Below are 17,809 nucleotides of genomic sequence, written 5' to 3'. Positions count from 1 at the left end.
CAGAACGGGTAGCCTGCTTTTTTTTGCCTCAAGGAAGCCGCTTCACTATGGCCAGCCGCCCTCTGACCGACGCCTATACCGGGCACGATACCTTCATCCCCTATCTGCTCAATCGCAGCACCTCGGCCTTGAATGCCGACTTTCAGACCTTGCTGCGCAGCCATGACCTGACTCTGCTGCATTGGCGGGTACTGGCTTTTCTGAATGAAACCGATGGCTTGGGCGTCAGCACCCTGGCGCAATACACCGACGTGGATCAAACTACGTTGTCACGCGCCCTGGTCGTTATGGAAAACGCCGGTCACCTGTCGCGCCAGGCTGATCCGCTGGATCAGCGTCGCGTGCTCATCCATCTGCATGAACAGGGTCGACAGCATTTTCTGCGCGTCCTGCCTGCCGCGCTGGACATTCATCACCGTGCCATTCAAGGCTTTTCGGTTGAGGAGCTCGCCCTACTGCGCCAATTTCTCAACCGCATTCGCGCCAATATCAACGGGGCGACGCCCTAAGGTCAGTGCTTGCCTTGCTTCACCCCAGCGTCCAGGTAGACGCTTTTTTTATGCCCAGGCTACTGCGCCTTCTTCAAAAACAGGCCATGTCCGGCCGGTGAACCAGACTTGAAATCGTCCTTCATCCTGAAGGAGCCTTTATTTACCGGTAAAAAGCCCATAAAATGATAATGATTAACATTTAGTATCGCAGTCACCCGCCTGAGATGTCCTGCCAGGCAACCGTGGCTCTCTTACGGAAACAAGATCTCGTGACTCTTTCTTCTACGCGCGCTGAACGTCGTCGGCTATTGCTGGCCGCGGCGGCCGGTCCTTTGCTCTTTGGCGTCCCTCGCCTGCTTCGCGCGCAAGACGGCCCCTTGAAAATTGCCTTGCTGACCTCTTTGTCCGGCCCCTTTGCCTCCTTGGGAGAAAGCATGCGGGCTGGCCTGGAGTTGTTGCTGAAACAGTGCAATTACGAAATGGGCGGACGCCAGGTTCAATTGCTGGTCGAAGATGACCACGGCAAGCCGGACGAAGCCATCCGTAAAGTACGCAAGCTGATCGAGCGCGACCAGATCGATATTCTGGGCGGGGTGATCAGCGCCAATATCGCGCTGGCCATTCGTGACATCGTGCATGATGCCCAACTGCCAACCTTCATCTCCAATGCGGCAGCCAATGATCTGGCCCGGGGGGCAGCCAGCCCTTACGTCTTTCGTCCCACCAAAACCAGTTGGATGCTGGGTCACACCGGCGCCTTGTGGACCTTTGAGCAGATCGAGAAATCCGGCGGCATCACCCTGGGCTCGGACTACACCGCAGGCCGCGAATACATTGAAGATTTTGCCAAGACCTACCAGGAGCAGGGTGGCACCCTGGGGGAGCGCATCTGGACCCCCTTGGGTACGCCGGACTTCGCGCCTATCCTGATGAATCTGGCCGCCAGCAACCCCCGCTTCGTATACACCTTTCTGGCCGGTGCTGATGCGGTTCGCTTCCATCAGCAAATGCAGGACTATCAGCTGCACGGCAAAATCCAGATTGTCGGCCCCGGTGCCTTGTATGACCAAGAAGACGTAATTGCCACGGTCGGCAAGGCCGCCCTGGGAGGAGTCAGCACGTTTCACCAATCGCCAGGCGCGGCAGCGGCCCAGGAATTTGTGGCCGCCTACCAGGCCAGCCGGGGACGCTTGCCCGGCGAGGCCAGCACCGCCGGTTACGTCACCGGCCAGGTCATCCAGGCAGGGCTGGAAGCGGTCAAGGGCGATCTGTCCAACAAGGCCGCCTTCAAACAAGCCCTGCTGGATCAGCCAATCAACACCGCCTTTGGCCCCATGGCGTTTGACCCGCGCAACAACCAGTCAATTCTGGACATTTACGTCAACCGGGTTGAACAAGACGACCAGGGCCGCCCGTTTAACACCGTGGTTCACACTTACCAGCGCATCCAGGACCCCGGCCCACGTTCTTGAGCTCCGCCTTGTCTTACTTTCTGCTCCAAATCCTCAATGCCCTGTCTTTTTCAGCCCTGCTGATGCTGGCAGGGCTGGGCCTGTCCTTGGTGCTCAGCCTGATGAACTTCATCAACCTGACGCATGGCTCCTTTTTTTTGCTGGGCGGCTATATCAGCGTCCAGTGGCTGGCTTCGGGCGCGCCCTGGTGGCTGGCTTTTCCCGCCGCCTTTGCCCTGTGCGGCCTGATGGGTTTCTTGCTGGATCGCTTCCCCTTTCGCCGCTTTTACCAGCGCACCCACTTGATGCAGGTGCTGCTGACTTACGGCCTGTCCGTCATTCTGGCGGACCTGATGCGCTGGGGTTTCAGCGCCGACACGCTATCGCCCATGCTGCCACACGTGCTGCGGGGCGGAGTGTGGATCTTGGGACTGCCTTTTCCCACCTACCGCCTGTTTCTGATCGTCACAGGCCTGACACTGGCCTTGCTGTTCTGGTTTCTGCTGGATCGCACCCTCTGGGGCGCGGCCATTCGCGCTTGTGTGCACGATGCGCAGATCGTCGAAACCCTGGGCTTGAACTCGCGCCGCCTGCTCGCCATCGGCATGGCCCTGTCTGCCGCTCTGGCGGGCTTGGGCGGGGCGTTGGGGGCAGGCATGCTATCGGTCTACCCCGGTCTGGATGAAGAAATCCTGTTGCTGGCCTTGCTGGTTGTGGTCATTGGTGGCCTGAACTCAGTGCGCGGCACCTTGCTATGCGCACTGATCCTGGGCTTTGTCACCACCTTCGCACGCGTCTGGGTCCCAGCCTTTGCCAACGCCGCCACCTTGGCCGTGATGCTGGGTCTATTGCTGTGCTGGCCCAACGGCCTGAGCAAGTCCGCTACCCGACAGGTTTAAATGAACACGCTCAACATTCACCGGCTGCGCACTGGACTTTGGCCCGCCCTGGCCTGCCTGTTCGTACTCAGCAGCCGTGCCTGGGGCGACCCGTTTCTATGGCGCTTTGGCACCGAAGCCCTATTGATCGGCTGCGCCGTGCTCAGCATCAATCTGCTGATCGGTTATGGGGGACTGGTCTCTCTGGGACATGGCGCCGTTTTTGGCTTTGCTGCCTACGCCACGGCCATCAGCAGTCAGTATTGGGGCGCATCCCTGCCCCTGATGCTTCTGGTCGGCATGGCGGCAGGCACTTTGCTGTCCATATTGATGGCACTGATCAGCCTGCGCAGCTCCGAACTGTTCTTCATGGTAGCCACGCTCGTTACCGGTCAACTGATTTGGGAAGTGGCGTTTCGCTGGCGGGATGTCACCGGCGGCGCCGATGGCCTGCGCGGTTTCCCGCGTCTGAGCCTGGGCGAACTGCCCTTGAGCGCCCCCTATACCTTGATGGTTCTGGCCCTGCTGCTGGCTATCATCTGCTGGTTGTTGCTGCGCTCATTTAGCCGCGCTCCTATCGGTCTGGCCTTGACTGGTCTGCGCGACCAGCCTTTGCGGATGGCCGCCCTGGGTTATCAGGCATGGCGTATCCGCCTCTACACCTTCATGATTGCAGGTGCGATAGCCGGTGCCGCTGGCGGGCTGTATCCCTTTGCGAATCAGTACGTCAGCCCGCAGCAGGTGCATTGGAGCTTCTCGGCCACGCTGATCATCATGGGCGTGATCGGTGGCATACGTACCTGGCGCGGCGCATTCATCGGCGCTACGTTCTATCTGTTTGCCCAGACCTACCTGAGCTCCTATACCGATCGGTGGCAGTTGCTGGTGGGTTTGATCTTTGTGCTGACGGTTCTGTTCATGCCCCATGGGCTGGCGGAACGACGCAAGAGGTCTGCATGAGCGTTTTACTGAGCACTCGCGAACTGGCCCTGCAGGTAGGCGGCCTCTCTATTCTGACTGACGTCAGTCTGGAACTACGCGCCGGCGAAACGCTGGGTTTGATTGGCCCAAATGGCGCGGGTAAAACCACGCTGTTCAACATCATCAGCGGGCTTACCCGCCCCACAGGCGGCCAGGTGTTGCTACAAGGCCAGGATCTGCGCAGCCTGGGCCCCATTGAGCGGGCTCGTCAAGGTCTGGTGCGCAGCTTTCAGACCAGCCGGATCTTCCCTGAGCTGACCTTGCTGCAAAACCTGAGCCTGGCAGTACGCATCAAGAAAGACTGTGGCTACCAGTGGTGGGGACGCAAAGCGGCCCGTGCCGCCAGCCAGCACGCAGCCCAGGCGCTGCTGGAACACAGCGCGCTGGCCGGCCGCGGCCATCAACTGGCCAGCGCACTGTCTTATGGTGAACAGCGCATTCTGGATGTACTGATTGCCCTGGCTCAGCAACCCCGCGTACTCTTGCTGGATGAGCCTACCGCCGGCCTGTCCGAATCCGAGTCTCGTGACGTCATGGCACTGGTCCATGCCAGGCGGGGTCAATGTGCCGTGCTGCTGATCAGCCACGATATTGATATTGTTTTTCAAGAATGTGACCGTATTGCCGTGCTGTCCGGCGGCATGTTGCTGACCTGCGATACGCCCGAGGCCGTGCGCCAGCACGCGGGTGCGCGACAGGCCTATTTAGGCGAACTGGCGTTGGAGACGGTATGAAAAACGCACTGAGCATCTCCGGCCTGACGGCCCATTACGATCGGGCAGACATCCTCCACGACATCAATCTGTCCATCCCCGTCGGGCAAAGCGTGGCCTTGCTGGGCCGCAATGGCGCGGGCAAGACCAGCCTGCTGCACTGTTTGTTCAATATGGGCCCCATGTGGCAAGGTCAGATTGAGGTGCTGGGTCAGGACATTGAAGGCATGCCCACGTACCGCATCGCCCTGCTGGGCATGGCCCTGGTGCCGCAGGGGCGGGGGCGCTTCCCGACGTTGAGCGTGCAGGAAAGTCTACGTCTGGCTGGCCTGGCCCATCGTCCGCAAACCAGGGACCGCTGGACGTTGGAACGCATTTACGACGGCATGCCGCGGCTGTACGAGCGTCGCCAATCCTCCTGCTCTGCGCTCAGCGGGGGCGAGCGTCAGTTATTGGCCCTGGCCCGTGCCCTGCTGACGCAGTCTTCCCTGATTATTCTGGACGAACCTAGCGAGGGCCTGGCCCCCATGACCATTCAAGATACCTTGCTGCCCCAACTGCAATCCTTGAACCAACAAGGCATTACCGTGCTGATTGCCGAGCAGAATCTGAGCCTGGCCCTGGAGCTGGCCGATCGTGCCTTGCTGCTGGGCCACGGCCATCTGGTCTACGACGGCCCTGCGGCCCAGTTGCGTCAGGATGCCGCACTGCTGCAACGCCATTTGGGCCTTTGACATGTTCTCGGTGTATAGCCTGTCCTTGCCCCTGGCCCCTGGCCTGGAATCCTGGTTACAGGACCAGGTTCCCGGCAGCCTGCGAGCCACCATCGCCCGCCGCCAGCGCCAGTCCGACCAGCACTTGAGCCTGCTGGCTCACGGTGCCTTGCGCCATTTTCTGGCTCCCCTGCTGGGCTGCGCGCCACACGCTGTTCCTGTCAAAAACCTGGAGCATGGCAAGCCCGTGCTGGATCTGGATAACCCCGATCTGCACTTTAGCCTGTCGCACAGCGGCGATCGCGTGTTGTTGGGCATCGCCGATCAAAGCATAGGCGTCGATATTGAAGCCATGCGGCTGCCCGTGCGAGCCGGGCTGGTAGAACATTGCAGCGTCCACGCCGAACGTGCATGGCTAAAAAACGATCTGGACTTTTACGCGCTCTGGTGCGGCAAAGAAGCTGCCTTGAAGCATGCGGGAACAGGCTTTCATATTCCGCCTCAAGAATTATGGTTGAACGCCCACCCGCAGGGCGGTTGCACCGTACAATCCACCCATCCCATCTTGCAGGGACTGGTCGTACACAGCAGCCGGCCAGCCGCCAATTACACGGCTGCGGTCTGCCTGAATACTCCCTTTCCATCCTGGACAATCCGCTTTCTGGACAGCGCTCAACTGCCTGACAGCCAGCTGACTGACTACGACTAAACCTGACAAGCCTGCTTATTTATGTAATAGTTCTCATTACCATGATGACATCTATTCCTGTTAAACAAATTTGGCCTGACGCCTTTGCCCAGCGATACCGCGATGCAGGACATTGGCAAGGGGAAACCTTTGGCGCCTTGCTGCGCACACGAGCACAACGCCACCCCGAGCGGGAAGCCATTGTGGGCGGCACCCAGCGCTGGACGTACGGCGCGCTGGATCAGTACGCCAGCCAGATCGCGGCGGGCCTGCTGCAAGCCGGTTTGCGCAAGGGCGACCGGGTTCTGGTTCACTTGCCCAACATTCCTGAATTCGTCAGCGTTATCTTTGGCTTGTTCCGTGCAGGTCTCCTGCCCGTGTACGTCTTGCCGGCACACCGCATTACCGAAGTCGAGCACTTTGCCAACACTGCCCAGGCGCGCGCCTATATCGGTGTGGATACGCATGCCGGTTTTGATTATCTGCCTTTGGTGCGCGAGCTGCGCGAGCGCTGTCCTCAGGTAGAGCAGGTGTACATCGTGGGCCAAGCTCAGGAATTTGTCGCGCTGGAACAACTGCAACGCCATGCGGCCGATGTGGACGTGCCCGACTCGGCGGCCCAGCCTTCCGAAGTGGCTTTCCTGCAAATCTCGGGCGGTAGCACGGGCTTGTCCAAGCTGATTCCCCGCACGCACGACGACTACATCTACACCTTGCGCGAAAGTGCCAAGATTGCCGGTCTGACCGAGAACAGTGTGTTCCTGGGCGCCTTGCCGATTGCACACAATTTCCCCATGAGTTCGCCCGGCTTTCTGGGTGCGCTCTATGCGGGTGCCAAAGTGGTGCTCAGTCCTGCCCCCAGCCCGGACGTTTGCTTTGAGCTGATCGAGCGCGAAGGCGTGACCGACACCAGTCTGGTTCCCCCGCTGCTGATGCTGTGGATGGATGCGGCCACCAAGACCCACGCCAGGCTGGACTCGCTGAAGGTCATTCAGGTTGGCGGCGCCAAGTTGAATGCCGAGGCGGCCAAACGCGTACGCCCTACGCTGGGCGTGACCTTGCAGCAGGTGTTTGGCATGGCCGAAGGTCTGGTGAACTACACCCGCCTGGACGATCCGCAGGACATCATCATCAACACCCAGGGCCGTCCTATCAGCCCGGACGATGAAATACTGATCGTGGATGACAACGGCAATCCGGTCGCCCCGGGCCAGCCTGGCTATCTGCTGACTCGTGGCCCCTACACGATCCGGGCTTACTACAACAATCCGTCGGCCAATGCCCGCTCCTTCACCGAGGACGGCTTTTACCGCACCGGCGACGTGGTGCGCATGACGCCAGAGGGCTATTTGATCGTTCAGGGCCGTGCCACCGACCATATCAACCGTGCGGGCGAAAAAATCTCCGCCGAGGAAATTGAAGATCATCTGCTGGCCCACCCGCAAGTCTTTGACGCCGCCGTGGTATCGGTGCCCGACGAATTCCTGGGCGAGCGCAGCTGTGCCTTCATCATCCCCAAGGATGACAAACCACGCGCGATTGAACTGAAGAAATGGATACGCAGCCGCGGTCTGGCCGACTTCAAAGTGCCGGACCAGATCGTGTTTGTGGATCGTTTCATGGAAACTGCGGCCTTGAAAATCAGCCGCAAGGAACTGCGCGCCCAACTGCGCGAACAACTCGAGAACACGACACAAGAGCAATCATGAGCACAGCACTTACCCTGGAACGCATGCGGGCCGATATTGCCGCCATGCTGCACGAAGATCCCCAGGACATTCTGGATGATGACAACCTGATCGACCTGGGCCTGGACTCCATGCGCGTCATGACCCTGGCCACCCGCTGGCGCGAGGCGGGCGCGCCGATTGAATTTTCCGAAATGGCCTCCGTGGTCACTCTGGGCCAATGGTGGTCGCTGATCGAGCGTGCCCAACAAAACGGCCGCTGATTTTCTTACTGCAACACGCTTATGTTTAGCCCCCCTTCCGAACTGCCATTGCGCCCCCTGACCGAAGCACAAGAAGGTCTTTGGTACGCCCAGCGTTTGGACCCGCTTAACCCGATTTTCAATACCGGGCACTGCACGCATATTCATTCGGCGCTGGACACGGCGCTGTTTGCCCGAGCCATCAATCTGACGCTGGCAGAAGCCGACGCCTTGACCTTGCGCATGGTCGATACGCCCGACGGCCCAGCCCAGTATCTGCGCCCGCAAGAGCCGATTCAGCTGGAGGTTGTTGATCTGTCCTCGCATGCCGATGGTGCAGAACAAGCCCAAACCCTGTTGATGGCCGACCTGCGCACTCCGCTGGACCCGACCGTTGCACCACTGGCACGACACATCCTGTTTGTGCTGGGGCCCAAGCACCATCTTTGGTATCAGCGTATCCATCATCTGGCCGCGGACGGCTATGGCATGGCATTGATCGAGACGCGTGTGGTCAAGCGCTACCAGGCCTTGCTCAGTGGCCGTGAAGATCATGGGCATGAGCTGGAGTCGTTCACTCTATTGCAAGATGACGATCAAATCTATCGGGATAGCGAGCGCCGCAGCAAGGACAGGCAGTTCTGGCTGGACACCTTAAGCGATGCGCAACCCGCACAAAGCCTGAGCGAATCCCAGGCCTTGAGCGACCATCATTTCCTGCTGGCACGCAGCGCCGTCACACCGGAGCTGACGGCCAGCCTGCAAGCATTGGCACAAAGCAGCGACATCAGCTGGCCAGACATTCTGACGGGACTGACCGCCGCCTATGTGCGCCGTCACACCCGCCAGGACGAATGCACGGTGGGCGTGCCCTGGATGGGCCGTCTGGGCCATATCAGCGCCCGCATTGTTTCGACGGTCATGAACGTGGCCCCGTTGCGTCTGCAGATCGATGAATCCCTGCCTGTAAACCAGTATCTGATCCAGGTCGCCAAAGCACTGCGCCAGGCACGTCGTCATGGTCGTTATCGCAGTGAGCAACTGCGCCGTGATCTGGGCTTGCTGGGCGGCATGCGCCGCCTGCACGGCCCCATCATCAACGTGCTGCCCTTTGACGCCCCCTACGAGCAGGCGGGCCTGAGTGCCAGCCAGTCAGTGCTGTGCGCCGGGCCCGTAGAAGATCTGAATTTCACATTCCGCGCTCAACCCGATGCCAGCGGTCTGCGCTTGGAAGTGGAAGCCAACCCCCGTTTGTACACCGACGAGCAGATTCAAACCCATCTTGTCCGTCTGGAACAATTCCTGTTGCGTGCTTTGCAGGCCGATACCCTGTCTGCCGTACCAACCCTGACCGATGCTGAACATCATCACTGGATTGAGGCCGTCAACCAGACGGCTCACCCGGTTCCTGAAACCACGCTGTGGGCCTTGATCCAGGCCCAGCTTGTCGCCCACCCGGAACAAACCGGTCTGGAGTTTGAAGGCAAGAAGCTGAGCTACGCCCAGATCAACGAGCAAACGGCCAATCTGGCCGCGCAACTGCGTCTGGCAGGCGTACAAACTGGCGATATCGTGGCCGTGGCCCTGCCCCGATCTATGGAGCTGGTGCTGTCCTTGCTCGCAATCCATCGCGCGGGGGCCGCCTACTTGCCACTGGATCTGGACCAGCCTGCCGATCGTCTGAACACCATCTTGCAGGCAGCTCAACCGCGCCTGCTGGTCGGCCAGCCCGATTGCACGCTGAACGCCTCCCTGCTGGTTCCTCAGCCTGAACAGGCTTGCAGTGCAAAAGCCTGGACCGCCGCAGGCCCGCACGATCCCTCTTACCTGATCTACACCTCCGGCTCTACCGGCACACCCAAAGGCGTGCTGGTCAACCACGACGCCATCGTCAACCGTTTGGTGTGGATGCAAACCCATTACGGCATGGGTGCCGGCGATCGCATTTTGCAAAAGACCCCCGCCACCTTTGACGTGTCGGTGTGGGAGTTCTTTCTGCCTTTCCTGTCGGGCGCGACCTTGGTCGTGGCGCCCCCGCAAGCACACCGCGACCCGGCCCATATCGCCCGCCTGATCCGCGAACAACACATCACGGTGCTGCATTTTGTGCCCTCCATGCTCAATGCTTTTCTGGATGAGCCTGTTGCTCGTGGACTGGCGCCGCGTCTGGTGTTTTGCAGCGGAGAAGAGCTGTCGGCCGCTACCCGCGACCGCTTCCACTCTCTGCTGAATGCCGAACTGCACAATCTGTATGGCCCCACCGAAGCCGCCGTGGACGTGTCCTACTGGCCCGCTTCGCGTGAAGACCACTCCCAGCCTGTTCCGATCGGCTTTCCCGTGTGGAACACGGCCCTGTACATCCTGGACGAGCAGTTGCGACCTGTACCGCCCGGTGTGGCTGGTCATCTGTACCTGGCTGGCCGTCAGCTGGCACAAGGCTACTGGGGCCGCCCGGATCTGACAGAAGAACGCTTTGTACCCGACCCCTATGCCCTGCATGGGCAACGCATGTACGCCACCGGCGATGTAGCCCGCTGGCGTGAGGATGGTGCCGTGGTTTTCCTGGGTCGTTCCGATCACCAGATCAAGCTGCGTGGTCAACGTATCGAGCTGGGAGAAATTGAAGCTCTGCTGGCCCGTCACCCCGCTGTGGCCCACGTTGCCGTTATCGCTCGTGAAGATGTACCCGGACACATGGCCATTGTGGCGTACTGGGTGCCGCAAGCAGACAGCCCATGCACGGACAAGACACTGGCCGCTTATGTAGGCGAGCACTTGCCGTCCTACATGGTGCCCAGCGCCTGGATCAGCCTGGATGCCTTGCCGGTGACGGCCAACGGCAAGCTGGACCGCAAGGCCCTGCCGGTGCCTGCGCTGCAAGTGCGTGCAGCCGGTTTGCCGCTGGAAGGTGCCACTCAACACCAGATCGCCGCCGCTTTCGCCAGCGTGCTGGAAAGCAGCGAGGCCTTTTACGCCGACGACGACTTCTTCGCCCTGGGCGGGCACTCCTTACTGGCCGCCAAGCTGGCCTTGCTGCTGCGTGAAGCACGCGGTCAGGCCGTGTCGATTGGCACTATTTTTGAATACCCCACCATTGCGCGCCTGGCCAGACATCTGGATCAGTCAGGCAATGCAACCGCCGATGGTTTTGGTCCTCTCATCACCTTGCGTCCGGGGCAGAACGATCAGCCCGCACTGTTTGTGATTCACCCGGCCGGTGGCTTGTCCTGGTGCTATGGCGCGCTGGCGCGTCATCTGCCCCCAGGCCGTGCTGTTTATGGTTTACAGGCTAGCGTGCTGTCTGACTCCTCGCTGGACCTGGATGGCAGCCTGGACGCCATGGCCAAGGTATATGTAGATCGTATCGAGCACGTTCAGCCTAGGGGCCCCTACCATCTGGCAGGCTGGTCCGTGGGCGGCATTATTGCTCAGGCCATGGCCGTGGAGCTGCGTCGTCGCGGCCAACTGGTAGGCATGTTGTCCTTGCTGGACGCCTACCCCAGCGATGCGTGGCGTAACGAGCCAGCGCCCGAGCCCAACGCCATCTACAAGGCGCTGCTACATATTGCGGGCCATGATCCGGACAGCTTGCCCGACGTTTCCCTGACGCGTCAGGGTGTGGTGGATTTCCTCAAGCGCAGCGGTCACCCGCTGGCCGAGCTGCCCGACACGCGTCTGGACAGCGTATTTCAGGTGGTGGAAAACAATAACCGCCTGGTGCGCCTGCACGAGCATCGCATCTATGACGGCCCCCTGCTGTATTTCCGCGCGGCGCTGGATCACGCAGGCACACAATTGCATCCCGGTTTGTGGAAGCCTTACGCAGAACAGCTGGAGGTCCACGACATCGCCTGCCTACACGCCCATTTGACCGGTACTGAAGCCGTGGCCGTCATGGCTCCGCTAATGGACACGGCCATGGCAAGTGCCGAACACGCACAAGCCCAACCTGAACTCAATATATAAACCATGTCTGTAAGACGTTTTTTTCTGGATATCTCACCCCTGATCGAAAGCCGGGCATTTCGCTTTGCCTACTTCGCCCGTGCCGCCACCGTGCTGGTAACCGGAATGTTGATGGTGGCCGCCAGCGTTCAGCTCTATGATCTGAGCAAATCCAGTGTCGCCGTCGCCTTTCTGACCGTGTCCATGGCCACTCCCATGGTGCTGGCCTTAATTGCCGGCGGAGTTCTGTCCGACCGTCTGGACAGACGCAGCCTGATGGTCTGGTCGCGCAGTGTCTACATCATCAGCGTCGTGCTGTTTTTGCTCAACACCCTCTTGCCCACTCCCCAGATCTGGCTGATTTACGTAGCCGCCGCTATTGGCGGCGCCGCGGGTGGCATCAGCGTGCCGGCCATGATGTCCGCCACTCCGGCGCTGGTCGGTCGTGACAAACTGGCGGCAGCGGCAGCTCTTTCCGGATTGGCTATGCAGCTGGGCGGCATTATTGGGCCCGCGCTGGCTGGCGTCCTGATCTCTGGCCCCGGCCTGGTTTTCTGCTATGTGATTGTGCTGTGCGGGGTCATCGTCACCCCCCTGCTCTTGCGCGCTCTGCCCCCGCTGCCGCCGCAAGCGGGCAAACAGCCCCAGAAAAATGCACTTCAATCCCTGCGTGACGGCCTGACATTTGTCGCCGCCCACCCCCTGCTGCGTGCTCTGCTGCTCATTGATCTAGCCGCCCTGATTCTGGCGACTCCCCTTGCCCTGATGCCCGAGTGGGGCGACTCCATTTTGCAAATGGGAGCGACGGCAACCGGCTACCTTTACGCCGCTCCTGCGGTGGGGGCAACGCTGGCTGCGCTGTCCAGCGGCTGGTGCCGACAGGTCTCGCGCCCAGGCGCAGCCATCGTGATCGCCGTTCTGGTGTGGGGTCTGGCCGTTGCCGCACTGTCCCTGCAAGCGTCCCTGGGATGGGCGCTGGTTTGCCTGGCCATCATGGGCGCGGCCGATACGATTTCCAAAATCATGCGCATGGCACTGGTGCAGCACCACACCCCCGACTACCTGCTGGGCCGCGTCTCCAGCCTGTGGATGACGCAATACTCCCTGGGTCAGGCACTGGGCAATCTGCAGATGGGCTATCTGGCACGCCTGCTGGGGCCAGCCGTGGCCGTCGCGGCTGGCGGACTGGCCTGCGCCGCCGTCGCCTGTGGTTTCGGCGTGCTCAATCAGGGCCTGCGCTCGGTCCGCAATCAGGATGGGCCGCCCCATGCCTAAGACCCCGATTCTGCTCTACCCACGTCTGCTGCACGCCTGTAGAAAGACTTCCCGCATGGACCGTCTTGTCGACCGAACCTTTATCTAGGATTAAAAGATGCTAATCAATGTCAATTGCATTCGTCGTACTCCTGCCGCCTTGCTACGCAAAGCCGGCCTAAGCGCAGCGGTTTTGTCGCTGTCTTTAGCCAACGCCTTTGCCGCCCCTGCTTTTGACCAGCCTGATGCAGATTTCCGTGGCTCCTTGAACGCTGCTGGCGTGGTCTATGCCGGCAGCGAAGCCCAACTGTCAGGTCGCGGTTTCACACCAGGCCAGGAAGTCATCCTGCTGCAAAACGGACATACGCTGACGCCTGAAGCCCTGGTCGCCGACAAGGACGGCAATCTGCGTGCGACAGTGGCCATCCCGGCCGATGCGGCCACGGGCCTGCATCCGGTCGTCATGCAAGTGAGCAAACCTTCGACCGCCAGCATCTTCAACCTGAAGGTATCCCCTAAGGTGGAGCTCAGCGGTCAGGACAAGTTTGAACTGCAATCGCAGCATCTGGTTCCCGGCTTGTATCAAAGCGCCTACAGTCCCAAAAGCCAGGCTCTGTTTGTGACCTCGGCCGTCGGCCGCCCGCCGGTCAAGCAATCGCAACTGCTCAAAGTCAATCCCAAGACCCTGAAAATCGAAGCCAGCGTCACCCCGGCGGCCCAGGAGGGTCGGACTGATGGTCAGGTACAAGCGGTATACGGCGTAGCCGTGGACGACGCCCAAGGCAATGTCTGGGTCAGCAATACCCGCAGCAACACGGTCTCGGTCTACCGTCAGAAAGACCTGAAACTGGTCAAGCAGTTTGAGCAAGGGGCCGCCAGCCACGCCCGTGACGTCGTGGTGGACCAGCAAGCCCAGCGTGCCTATGTCTCGTCGCCCGGTTCCAAACTAATTTCCGTCTTTGACACTAAGAAACTGACTGCGCTGGAGCCGATTGAGCTGGAATCCAAGACCCGCAATCCGCTCAGCCCCATGAGTCTGGCTCTGGATGCCGAAAACGGTCGCCTGTACACCGTCAGCGCCAGCACCAATGAGCTAATTATTGTCGACCTGAACAACGGCAATGCCCAGACCGTCTACGCGCTGCCCGGCGCACGAGGCGCTGCCGGTGTGGCGGTGGATAGCAAAAACGGCCAGATTTATGTGGCCTCCCAGGGCAGCGACAACTTGCTGATCGTGGACGCCAAGGATGGCTCCGTGCAGCACGACATCCAAATCGGGGCTGGCGCCCTGAATGTGGTCTTCGATCCCAAAACGACACTGGCCTATGTCGCCTCACGCGGTGCCGGCACGGTCACTGCCGTCAACGGCAACGGTGAGATTGTTGCCAACCTGGACGGTGGCAGCTTCCCCAACCATGTCTCGGTGGACGGTGAAGGCAATGCCTACCTGGTCAACAAATCCAAAGGCAAGGATGACCCGACGGCTGACCGCATCACGCGCATTCATCTGAAATAAGCCCCTGAGGCGTCCCTTTCACAAAAAGGGACGCCACTGCCCCCTGCCCTCAAAAAGGACTCCTATGAACAGCCGTATAGCCGACCACGTCCGCCCCGCCACCATTGAAGAATGGTTACAGCATTACCAGGCCGACAGCAGCGTCTTTGCCTCTCCCACCGTCAGTTTGATGGCACACGGCACGGCACTGGAGCGGCATACCCATAATGCTCAGGGACAATTGCTCAGCGATGCCCAAGGTTTGTTGTCAGAGGCTGCGCAGCAAGGACTGCACGCCCCGCTTTTGCTGGGCGTGATTCCCTTTAACCCTGCCCGCAACGCTTATATGCGTGTGCCCACCACATACCAGCGCGATCCCGTATTGCGGCGCCCGGTCCAGCGCCCACCCCTGGCCCGCTCCCGCAACACAATCGCCAGCCAGCAGCTATTGCCCGACGGCCAAGGCTACGAAGACAGCGTCAGCCACATTCTGGCCACGATGCGTGAACAGAACATCTCCAAAACCGTGATGGCTCGTACCGTAACCATCACACTGAATGAAGCCCTGGACCGTCAGACCGTGTTGAGCAATATGCTCCACAGCAATCCAGCCGGCTACACCTATGCCCTGCCCCTGCCGGGCGGAGCAGCGCACGACCCAGATCTCTTTTTCGGGGCCAGTCCTGAATTGTTGGTGCGTCGCCAAGGCGACCTGGTTACTGTCAACCCATTGGCGGGCACGGCCCCACGTTTTGCCGATCTACAACGCGATCAGGCCAGCGCCCAGACCCTGATGGCCTCCAGCAAGGATCGGCGTGAACATGCCTACGTCATCCAGGATGTGGTGCGCATTCTGTCCCGGTTCTGCGACACCCTGGACGTGCCTGAGGGCCCCAGCCTGACCAGTACCGCCAACCTGTGGCACCTGTCCACCCGCATCAGCGGCCGCTTGCGCAACCCTGGCGTCAGCTCTCTGGAGCTGGCCCTGGCCATGCACCCCACCCCGGCCGTATGCGGTCTGCCGACCCAGCCCGCCATGCAGGCCATCGAAGCCACCGAAGTCTTTGATCGCGGCTACTTTGCGGGTGCGATCGGCTGGAATGACCACGAAGGCAACGGCGAATGGGCCGTGGCCATCCGTTGCGGCCACTACACCCAGCAAGGTCTGACCTTATCGGCGGGCGCGGGCATTGTGGAAGGCTCTGTACCGGCACTGGAACGCCAGGAAACCGGCAACAAACTCATGACCCTGATCAACTCACTGGGTCTGGCGCAAAACATTGCACTTTAACGGAGACACGAACCATGACCATACACGCGCTGCCCAGTTACGAGCTGCCTCAAGCTCCCGTGACCAACCGCGTCAACTGGCGTCCACAGGCAAATCGTGCCGCCTTGCTCATTCATGACATGCAGACCTACTTTCTGCAGAAATACGATATGAGCCTGGCCCCTATTCCCATGCTAATCGAACGCATCGCTGCCCTGCGCGACGTCTGCCACAAGCGGGGAATTCCCGTGTTCTACACGGCTCAACCTACCGAACAACCCGAGAAAGACCGCGCCTTGCTGAACGACTTCTGGGGTCCAGGCCTGACCGCCAGCGAATTTCACAGCCAGCAAGCCGTCGTGCCCGAGCTGACACCCGCCAAGCAGGACATCATGCTGACCAAATGGCGCTACAGCGCCTTCCAGCGCTCCGACCTGCGCGAGCAACTGCGCAATCTGGGCCGCGACCAGTTGATCATCACCGGCGTTTACGCCCACATCGGCTGCATGAGCACTGCCCTGGAAGCCTTCATGCAAGACGTACAGCCCTTCCTGGCCATCGACGGCGTGGCCGACTTTTCGCTGGAAGAACACCACATGGCCATTCGCCACGTCTCGCAACGCTGCGGCGTCAGCCTGACCTGCGCCGAAATCCAGGACAGCCTGCAAAGCTAAACAGGAAGCACACATGAGCACTAGCGCACAAGAATTTGCAGGTGAATGCATCGCCGTCACGGGCGCGGCCCGTGGCATTGGCGCTGCCGTCACCCACCTACTGCTGGAGCGAGGCGCCCGCGTCATCGCCCTGGACCTGGACGCCGAAGGCCTGACCCAACTGAATCAATCCGAATACAGTGATCGGGTTTCCTGCCACCTGGTCGACATCAGCCAAGCCGATGCCGTCGATGCCGCGCTGGCCCAAGGGCAGGAAAAACTGGGCCTCATTCAGCGTTTAGCCTGTGTCGCGGGCGTCCTGCAAATGGGCCGCATCACCGAGCTGAGCAACGAACAATGGGATCGCACCTTTGCCATCAACACCACCGGCGTCTTTAACGTCTGCCGCAACGTGGCCAAAGGCATGATCGAGCGCCAACAAGGCGCCATCGTCAACGTCAGCTCCAACTCCGCCGCCACCCCTCGCATCGCCATGGGCGCCTACGCCGCCTCCAAAGCCGCCGTCACCCAGCTGAGCCGCTGCCTGGGCCTGGAACTGGCCCCACACGGCATCCGCGTGAACATCGTCTCCCCCGGCTCCACCGACACCCCCATGCAACAAGCGATGTGGGCACAAGGCAGCTCGCGTGAAACCGTCATCGCGGGCTCCGGAGAGAACTACCGGCTGGGCATCCCCTTGCAGAAAATCGCCACCCCAAAAGAGATCGCCGAAGCCGTCCTGTTCCTGCTCTCGGACCGCGCCAGCCACATCACCCTGTCCGACCTGCGCGTGGACGGCGGTGCCACACTGGACCAAGGCTAAACAGCCAGACGCAAAAAAGGGCGGAAATTCCGCCCTTTTTTAATTACCCATTAGAACGAGTCCGGACAAAAGCATACGCACATCCCTACTAGTGACAGTGCCGATAAGGACTGAGCACCTATTGCCAAGCCAAGGAAGAATACGAGCGAACCGAAACATCGTAAATGTGGCTCAATGAAGACAGACTCAGTCAGGTCAAATCGGATCGAATCAGGTCAGGTCAGGTCAGGTCAGGTCAGGTCAGGTCAGGTCAGCATCAGATTAGACCTGCTCAATGCAGGTAGCCTCCTATCAGCTACGTCTTAATTCCGTCCAGTCTGTGAACTAGATCGGGCAGCTCCAGCGGTTCCAACCGCCCCCGCCAACAACCGTTGAAGGCAGGCCCACTCAAGAGCACTGCCACCATGCTGTTCGGATCGGGGCAGGCTCAGGCGGTGCTGAGCGCTTGCTGGTGCTGCGCACCCGTACCCTTGGCATAAGATTGCTACGGGCGGAGCCTGAACTCGCCGGGTACTTGGTCCCCC

General features: G+C 60.5%; 15 protein-coding genes. All 15 read left to right on the top strand.

The window, feature by feature from the left end:
- The first annotated feature begins 47 nt into the window (after positions 1-47).
- The 15 genes from RSQ48_RS01465 (at position 48) to RSQ48_RS01395 (ending at position 17,285) form a co-directional block, all read left to right on the top strand.
- Positions 48-509, top strand: coding sequence for a MarR family winged helix-turn-helix transcriptional regulator (locus tag RSQ48_RS01465; protein WP_059318470.1), 462 nt, complete (start codon positions 48-50; stop codon positions 507-509).
- Positions 510-760: 251 nt separating this feature from the next.
- Positions 761-1,963 (top strand): ABC transporter substrate-binding protein, encoded by a 1,203-nt coding sequence (locus RSQ48_RS01460; RefSeq protein WP_336579929.1) that lies wholly within the window; start codon positions 761-763, stop codon positions 1,961-1,963.
- An 8-nt stretch (positions 1,964-1,971) separates the two neighbouring features.
- A complete protein-coding gene (locus RSQ48_RS01455) occupies positions 1,972-2,841 on the top strand; it encodes a branched-chain amino acid ABC transporter permease (RefSeq protein WP_415302059.1) in 870 nt (289 codons plus the stop codon).
- The gene (locus RSQ48_RS01450; RefSeq protein ID WP_131071196.1) at positions 2,842-3,780 is read left to right on the top strand and encodes a branched-chain amino acid ABC transporter permease; all 939 of its coding nucleotides are present in this window, start codon (positions 2,842-2,844) and stop codon (positions 3,778-3,780) included.
- Positions 3,777-4,535, top strand: coding sequence for an ABC transporter ATP-binding protein (locus tag RSQ48_RS01445; RefSeq protein ID WP_003804451.1), 759 nt, complete (start codon positions 3,777-3,779; stop codon positions 4,533-4,535). The genes RSQ48_RS01450 and RSQ48_RS01445 overlap by 4 nt, the downstream gene beginning before the upstream one ends.
- Positions 4,532-5,248, top strand: coding sequence for an ABC transporter ATP-binding protein (locus RSQ48_RS01440; RefSeq protein ID WP_003804453.1), 717 nt, complete (start codon positions 4,532-4,534; stop codon positions 5,246-5,248). Before RSQ48_RS01445 ends, RSQ48_RS01440 begins: the two co-directional genes overlap by 4 nt.
- Position 5,249: 1 nt before the next feature.
- Positions 5,250-5,936: a 4'-phosphopantetheinyl transferase family protein gene (locus tag RSQ48_RS01435; RefSeq protein ID WP_230406232.1), complete on the top strand. Its 687-nt coding sequence runs from the start codon at positions 5,250-5,252 to the stop codon at positions 5,934-5,936.
- Between the two features lie 41 nt (positions 5,937-5,977).
- On the top strand, positions 5,978-7,624 hold the full coding sequence (locus RSQ48_RS01430) for a (2,3-dihydroxybenzoyl)adenylate synthase (RefSeq protein ID WP_003804457.1): 1,647 nt from the start codon (positions 5,978-5,980) through the stop codon (positions 7,622-7,624).
- Positions 7,621-7,866 carry a phosphopantetheine-binding protein gene (locus tag RSQ48_RS01425; RefSeq protein WP_003804459.1) on the top strand — a complete coding sequence of 82 codons (246 nt, stop codon included), beginning with the start codon at positions 7,621-7,623 and terminating at the stop codon, positions 7,864-7,866. Before RSQ48_RS01430 ends, RSQ48_RS01425 begins: the two co-directional genes overlap by 4 nt.
- A gap of 21 nt (positions 7,867-7,887) precedes the next feature.
- Positions 7,888-11,811 carry an amino acid adenylation domain-containing protein gene (locus RSQ48_RS01420; protein ID WP_415302058.1) on the top strand — a complete coding sequence of 1,308 codons (3,924 nt, stop codon included), beginning with the start codon at positions 7,888-7,890 and terminating at the stop codon, positions 11,809-11,811.
- Positions 11,812-11,814: 3 nt separating this feature from the next.
- Complete coding sequence (gene entS / locus RSQ48_RS01415) at positions 11,815-13,065, top strand: enterobactin transporter EntS (RefSeq protein ID WP_219235469.1); 1,251 nt, start codon at positions 11,815-11,817, stop codon at positions 13,063-13,065.
- Positions 13,066-13,162: 97 nt separating this feature from the next.
- Positions 13,163-14,560 (top strand): ATP-binding protein, encoded by a 1,398-nt coding sequence (locus RSQ48_RS01410; RefSeq protein WP_131071192.1) that lies wholly within the window; start codon positions 13,163-13,165, stop codon positions 14,558-14,560.
- A gap of 64 nt (positions 14,561-14,624) precedes the next feature.
- Positions 14,625-15,830 (top strand): isochorismate synthase, encoded by a 1,206-nt coding sequence (locus RSQ48_RS01405; RefSeq protein WP_415302057.1) that lies wholly within the window; start codon positions 14,625-14,627, stop codon positions 15,828-15,830.
- 14 nt (positions 15,831-15,844) lie between these two features.
- Positions 15,845-16,483, top strand: a complete 639-nt coding sequence (locus RSQ48_RS01400; protein ID WP_003804470.1) for an isochorismatase family protein — start codon at positions 15,845-15,847, stop codon at positions 16,481-16,483.
- Between the two features lie 13 nt (positions 16,484-16,496).
- The gene (locus tag RSQ48_RS01395) at positions 16,497-17,285 is read left to right on the top strand and encodes a 2,3-dihydro-2,3-dihydroxybenzoate dehydrogenase (RefSeq protein WP_240208859.1); all 789 of its coding nucleotides are present in this window, start codon (positions 16,497-16,499) and stop codon (positions 17,283-17,285) included.
- Positions 17,286-17,809: the final 524 nt, after the last annotated feature.

Source organism: Alcaligenes sp. SJTW-7 (assembly GCF_047716895.1).
Classification (GTDB): domain Bacteria; phylum Pseudomonadota; class Gammaproteobacteria; order Burkholderiales; family Burkholderiaceae_B; genus Alcaligenes; species Alcaligenes ammonioxydans.
This window is presented reverse-complemented; position numbering and strand designations above follow the sequence as displayed.

Bases quoted from the DNA above. Each gene is read 5' to 3' on its own strand.
- RSQ48_RS01400 (WP_003804470.1), top strand. From the start codon at position 15,845: ATGACCATACACGCGCTGCCCAGTTACGAGCTGCCTCAAGCTCCCGTG.
- RSQ48_RS01450 (WP_131071196.1), top strand. From the start codon at position 2,842: ATGAACACGCTCAACATTCACCGGCTGCGCACTGGACTTTGGCCCGCC.
- RSQ48_RS01465 (WP_059318470.1), top strand. From the start codon at position 48: ATGGCCAGCCGCCCTCTGACCGACGCCTATACCGGGCACGATACCTTC.
- RSQ48_RS01430 (WP_003804457.1), top strand. From the start codon at position 5,978: ATGATGACATCTATTCCTGTTAAACAAATTTGGCCTGACGCCTTTGCC.
- RSQ48_RS01435 (WP_230406232.1), top strand. From the start codon at position 5,250: ATGTTCTCGGTGTATAGCCTGTCCTTGCCCCTGGCCCCTGGCCTGGAA.
- RSQ48_RS01440 (WP_003804453.1), top strand. From the start codon at position 4,532: ATGAAAAACGCACTGAGCATCTCCGGCCTGACGGCCCATTACGATCGG.
- RSQ48_RS01405 (WP_415302057.1), top strand. From the start codon at position 14,625: ATGAACAGCCGTATAGCCGACCACGTCCGCCCCGCCACCATTGAAGAA.
- RSQ48_RS01410 (WP_131071192.1), top strand. From the start codon at position 13,163: ATGCTAATCAATGTCAATTGCATTCGTCGTACTCCTGCCGCCTTGCTA.
- RSQ48_RS01395 (WP_240208859.1), top strand. From the start codon at position 16,497: ATGAGCACTAGCGCACAAGAATTTGCAGGTGAATGCATCGCCGTCACG.
- RSQ48_RS01420 (WP_415302058.1), top strand. From the start codon at position 7,888: ATGTTTAGCCCCCCTTCCGAACTGCCATTGCGCCCCCTGACCGAAGCA.
- entS (WP_219235469.1), top strand. From the start codon at position 11,815: ATGTCTGTAAGACGTTTTTTTCTGGATATCTCACCCCTGATCGAAAGC.
- RSQ48_RS01445 (WP_003804451.1), top strand. From the start codon at position 3,777: ATGAGCGTTTTACTGAGCACTCGCGAACTGGCCCTGCAGGTAGGCGGC.
- RSQ48_RS01425 (WP_003804459.1), top strand. From the start codon at position 7,621: ATGAGCACAGCACTTACCCTGGAACGCATGCGGGCCGATATTGCCGCC.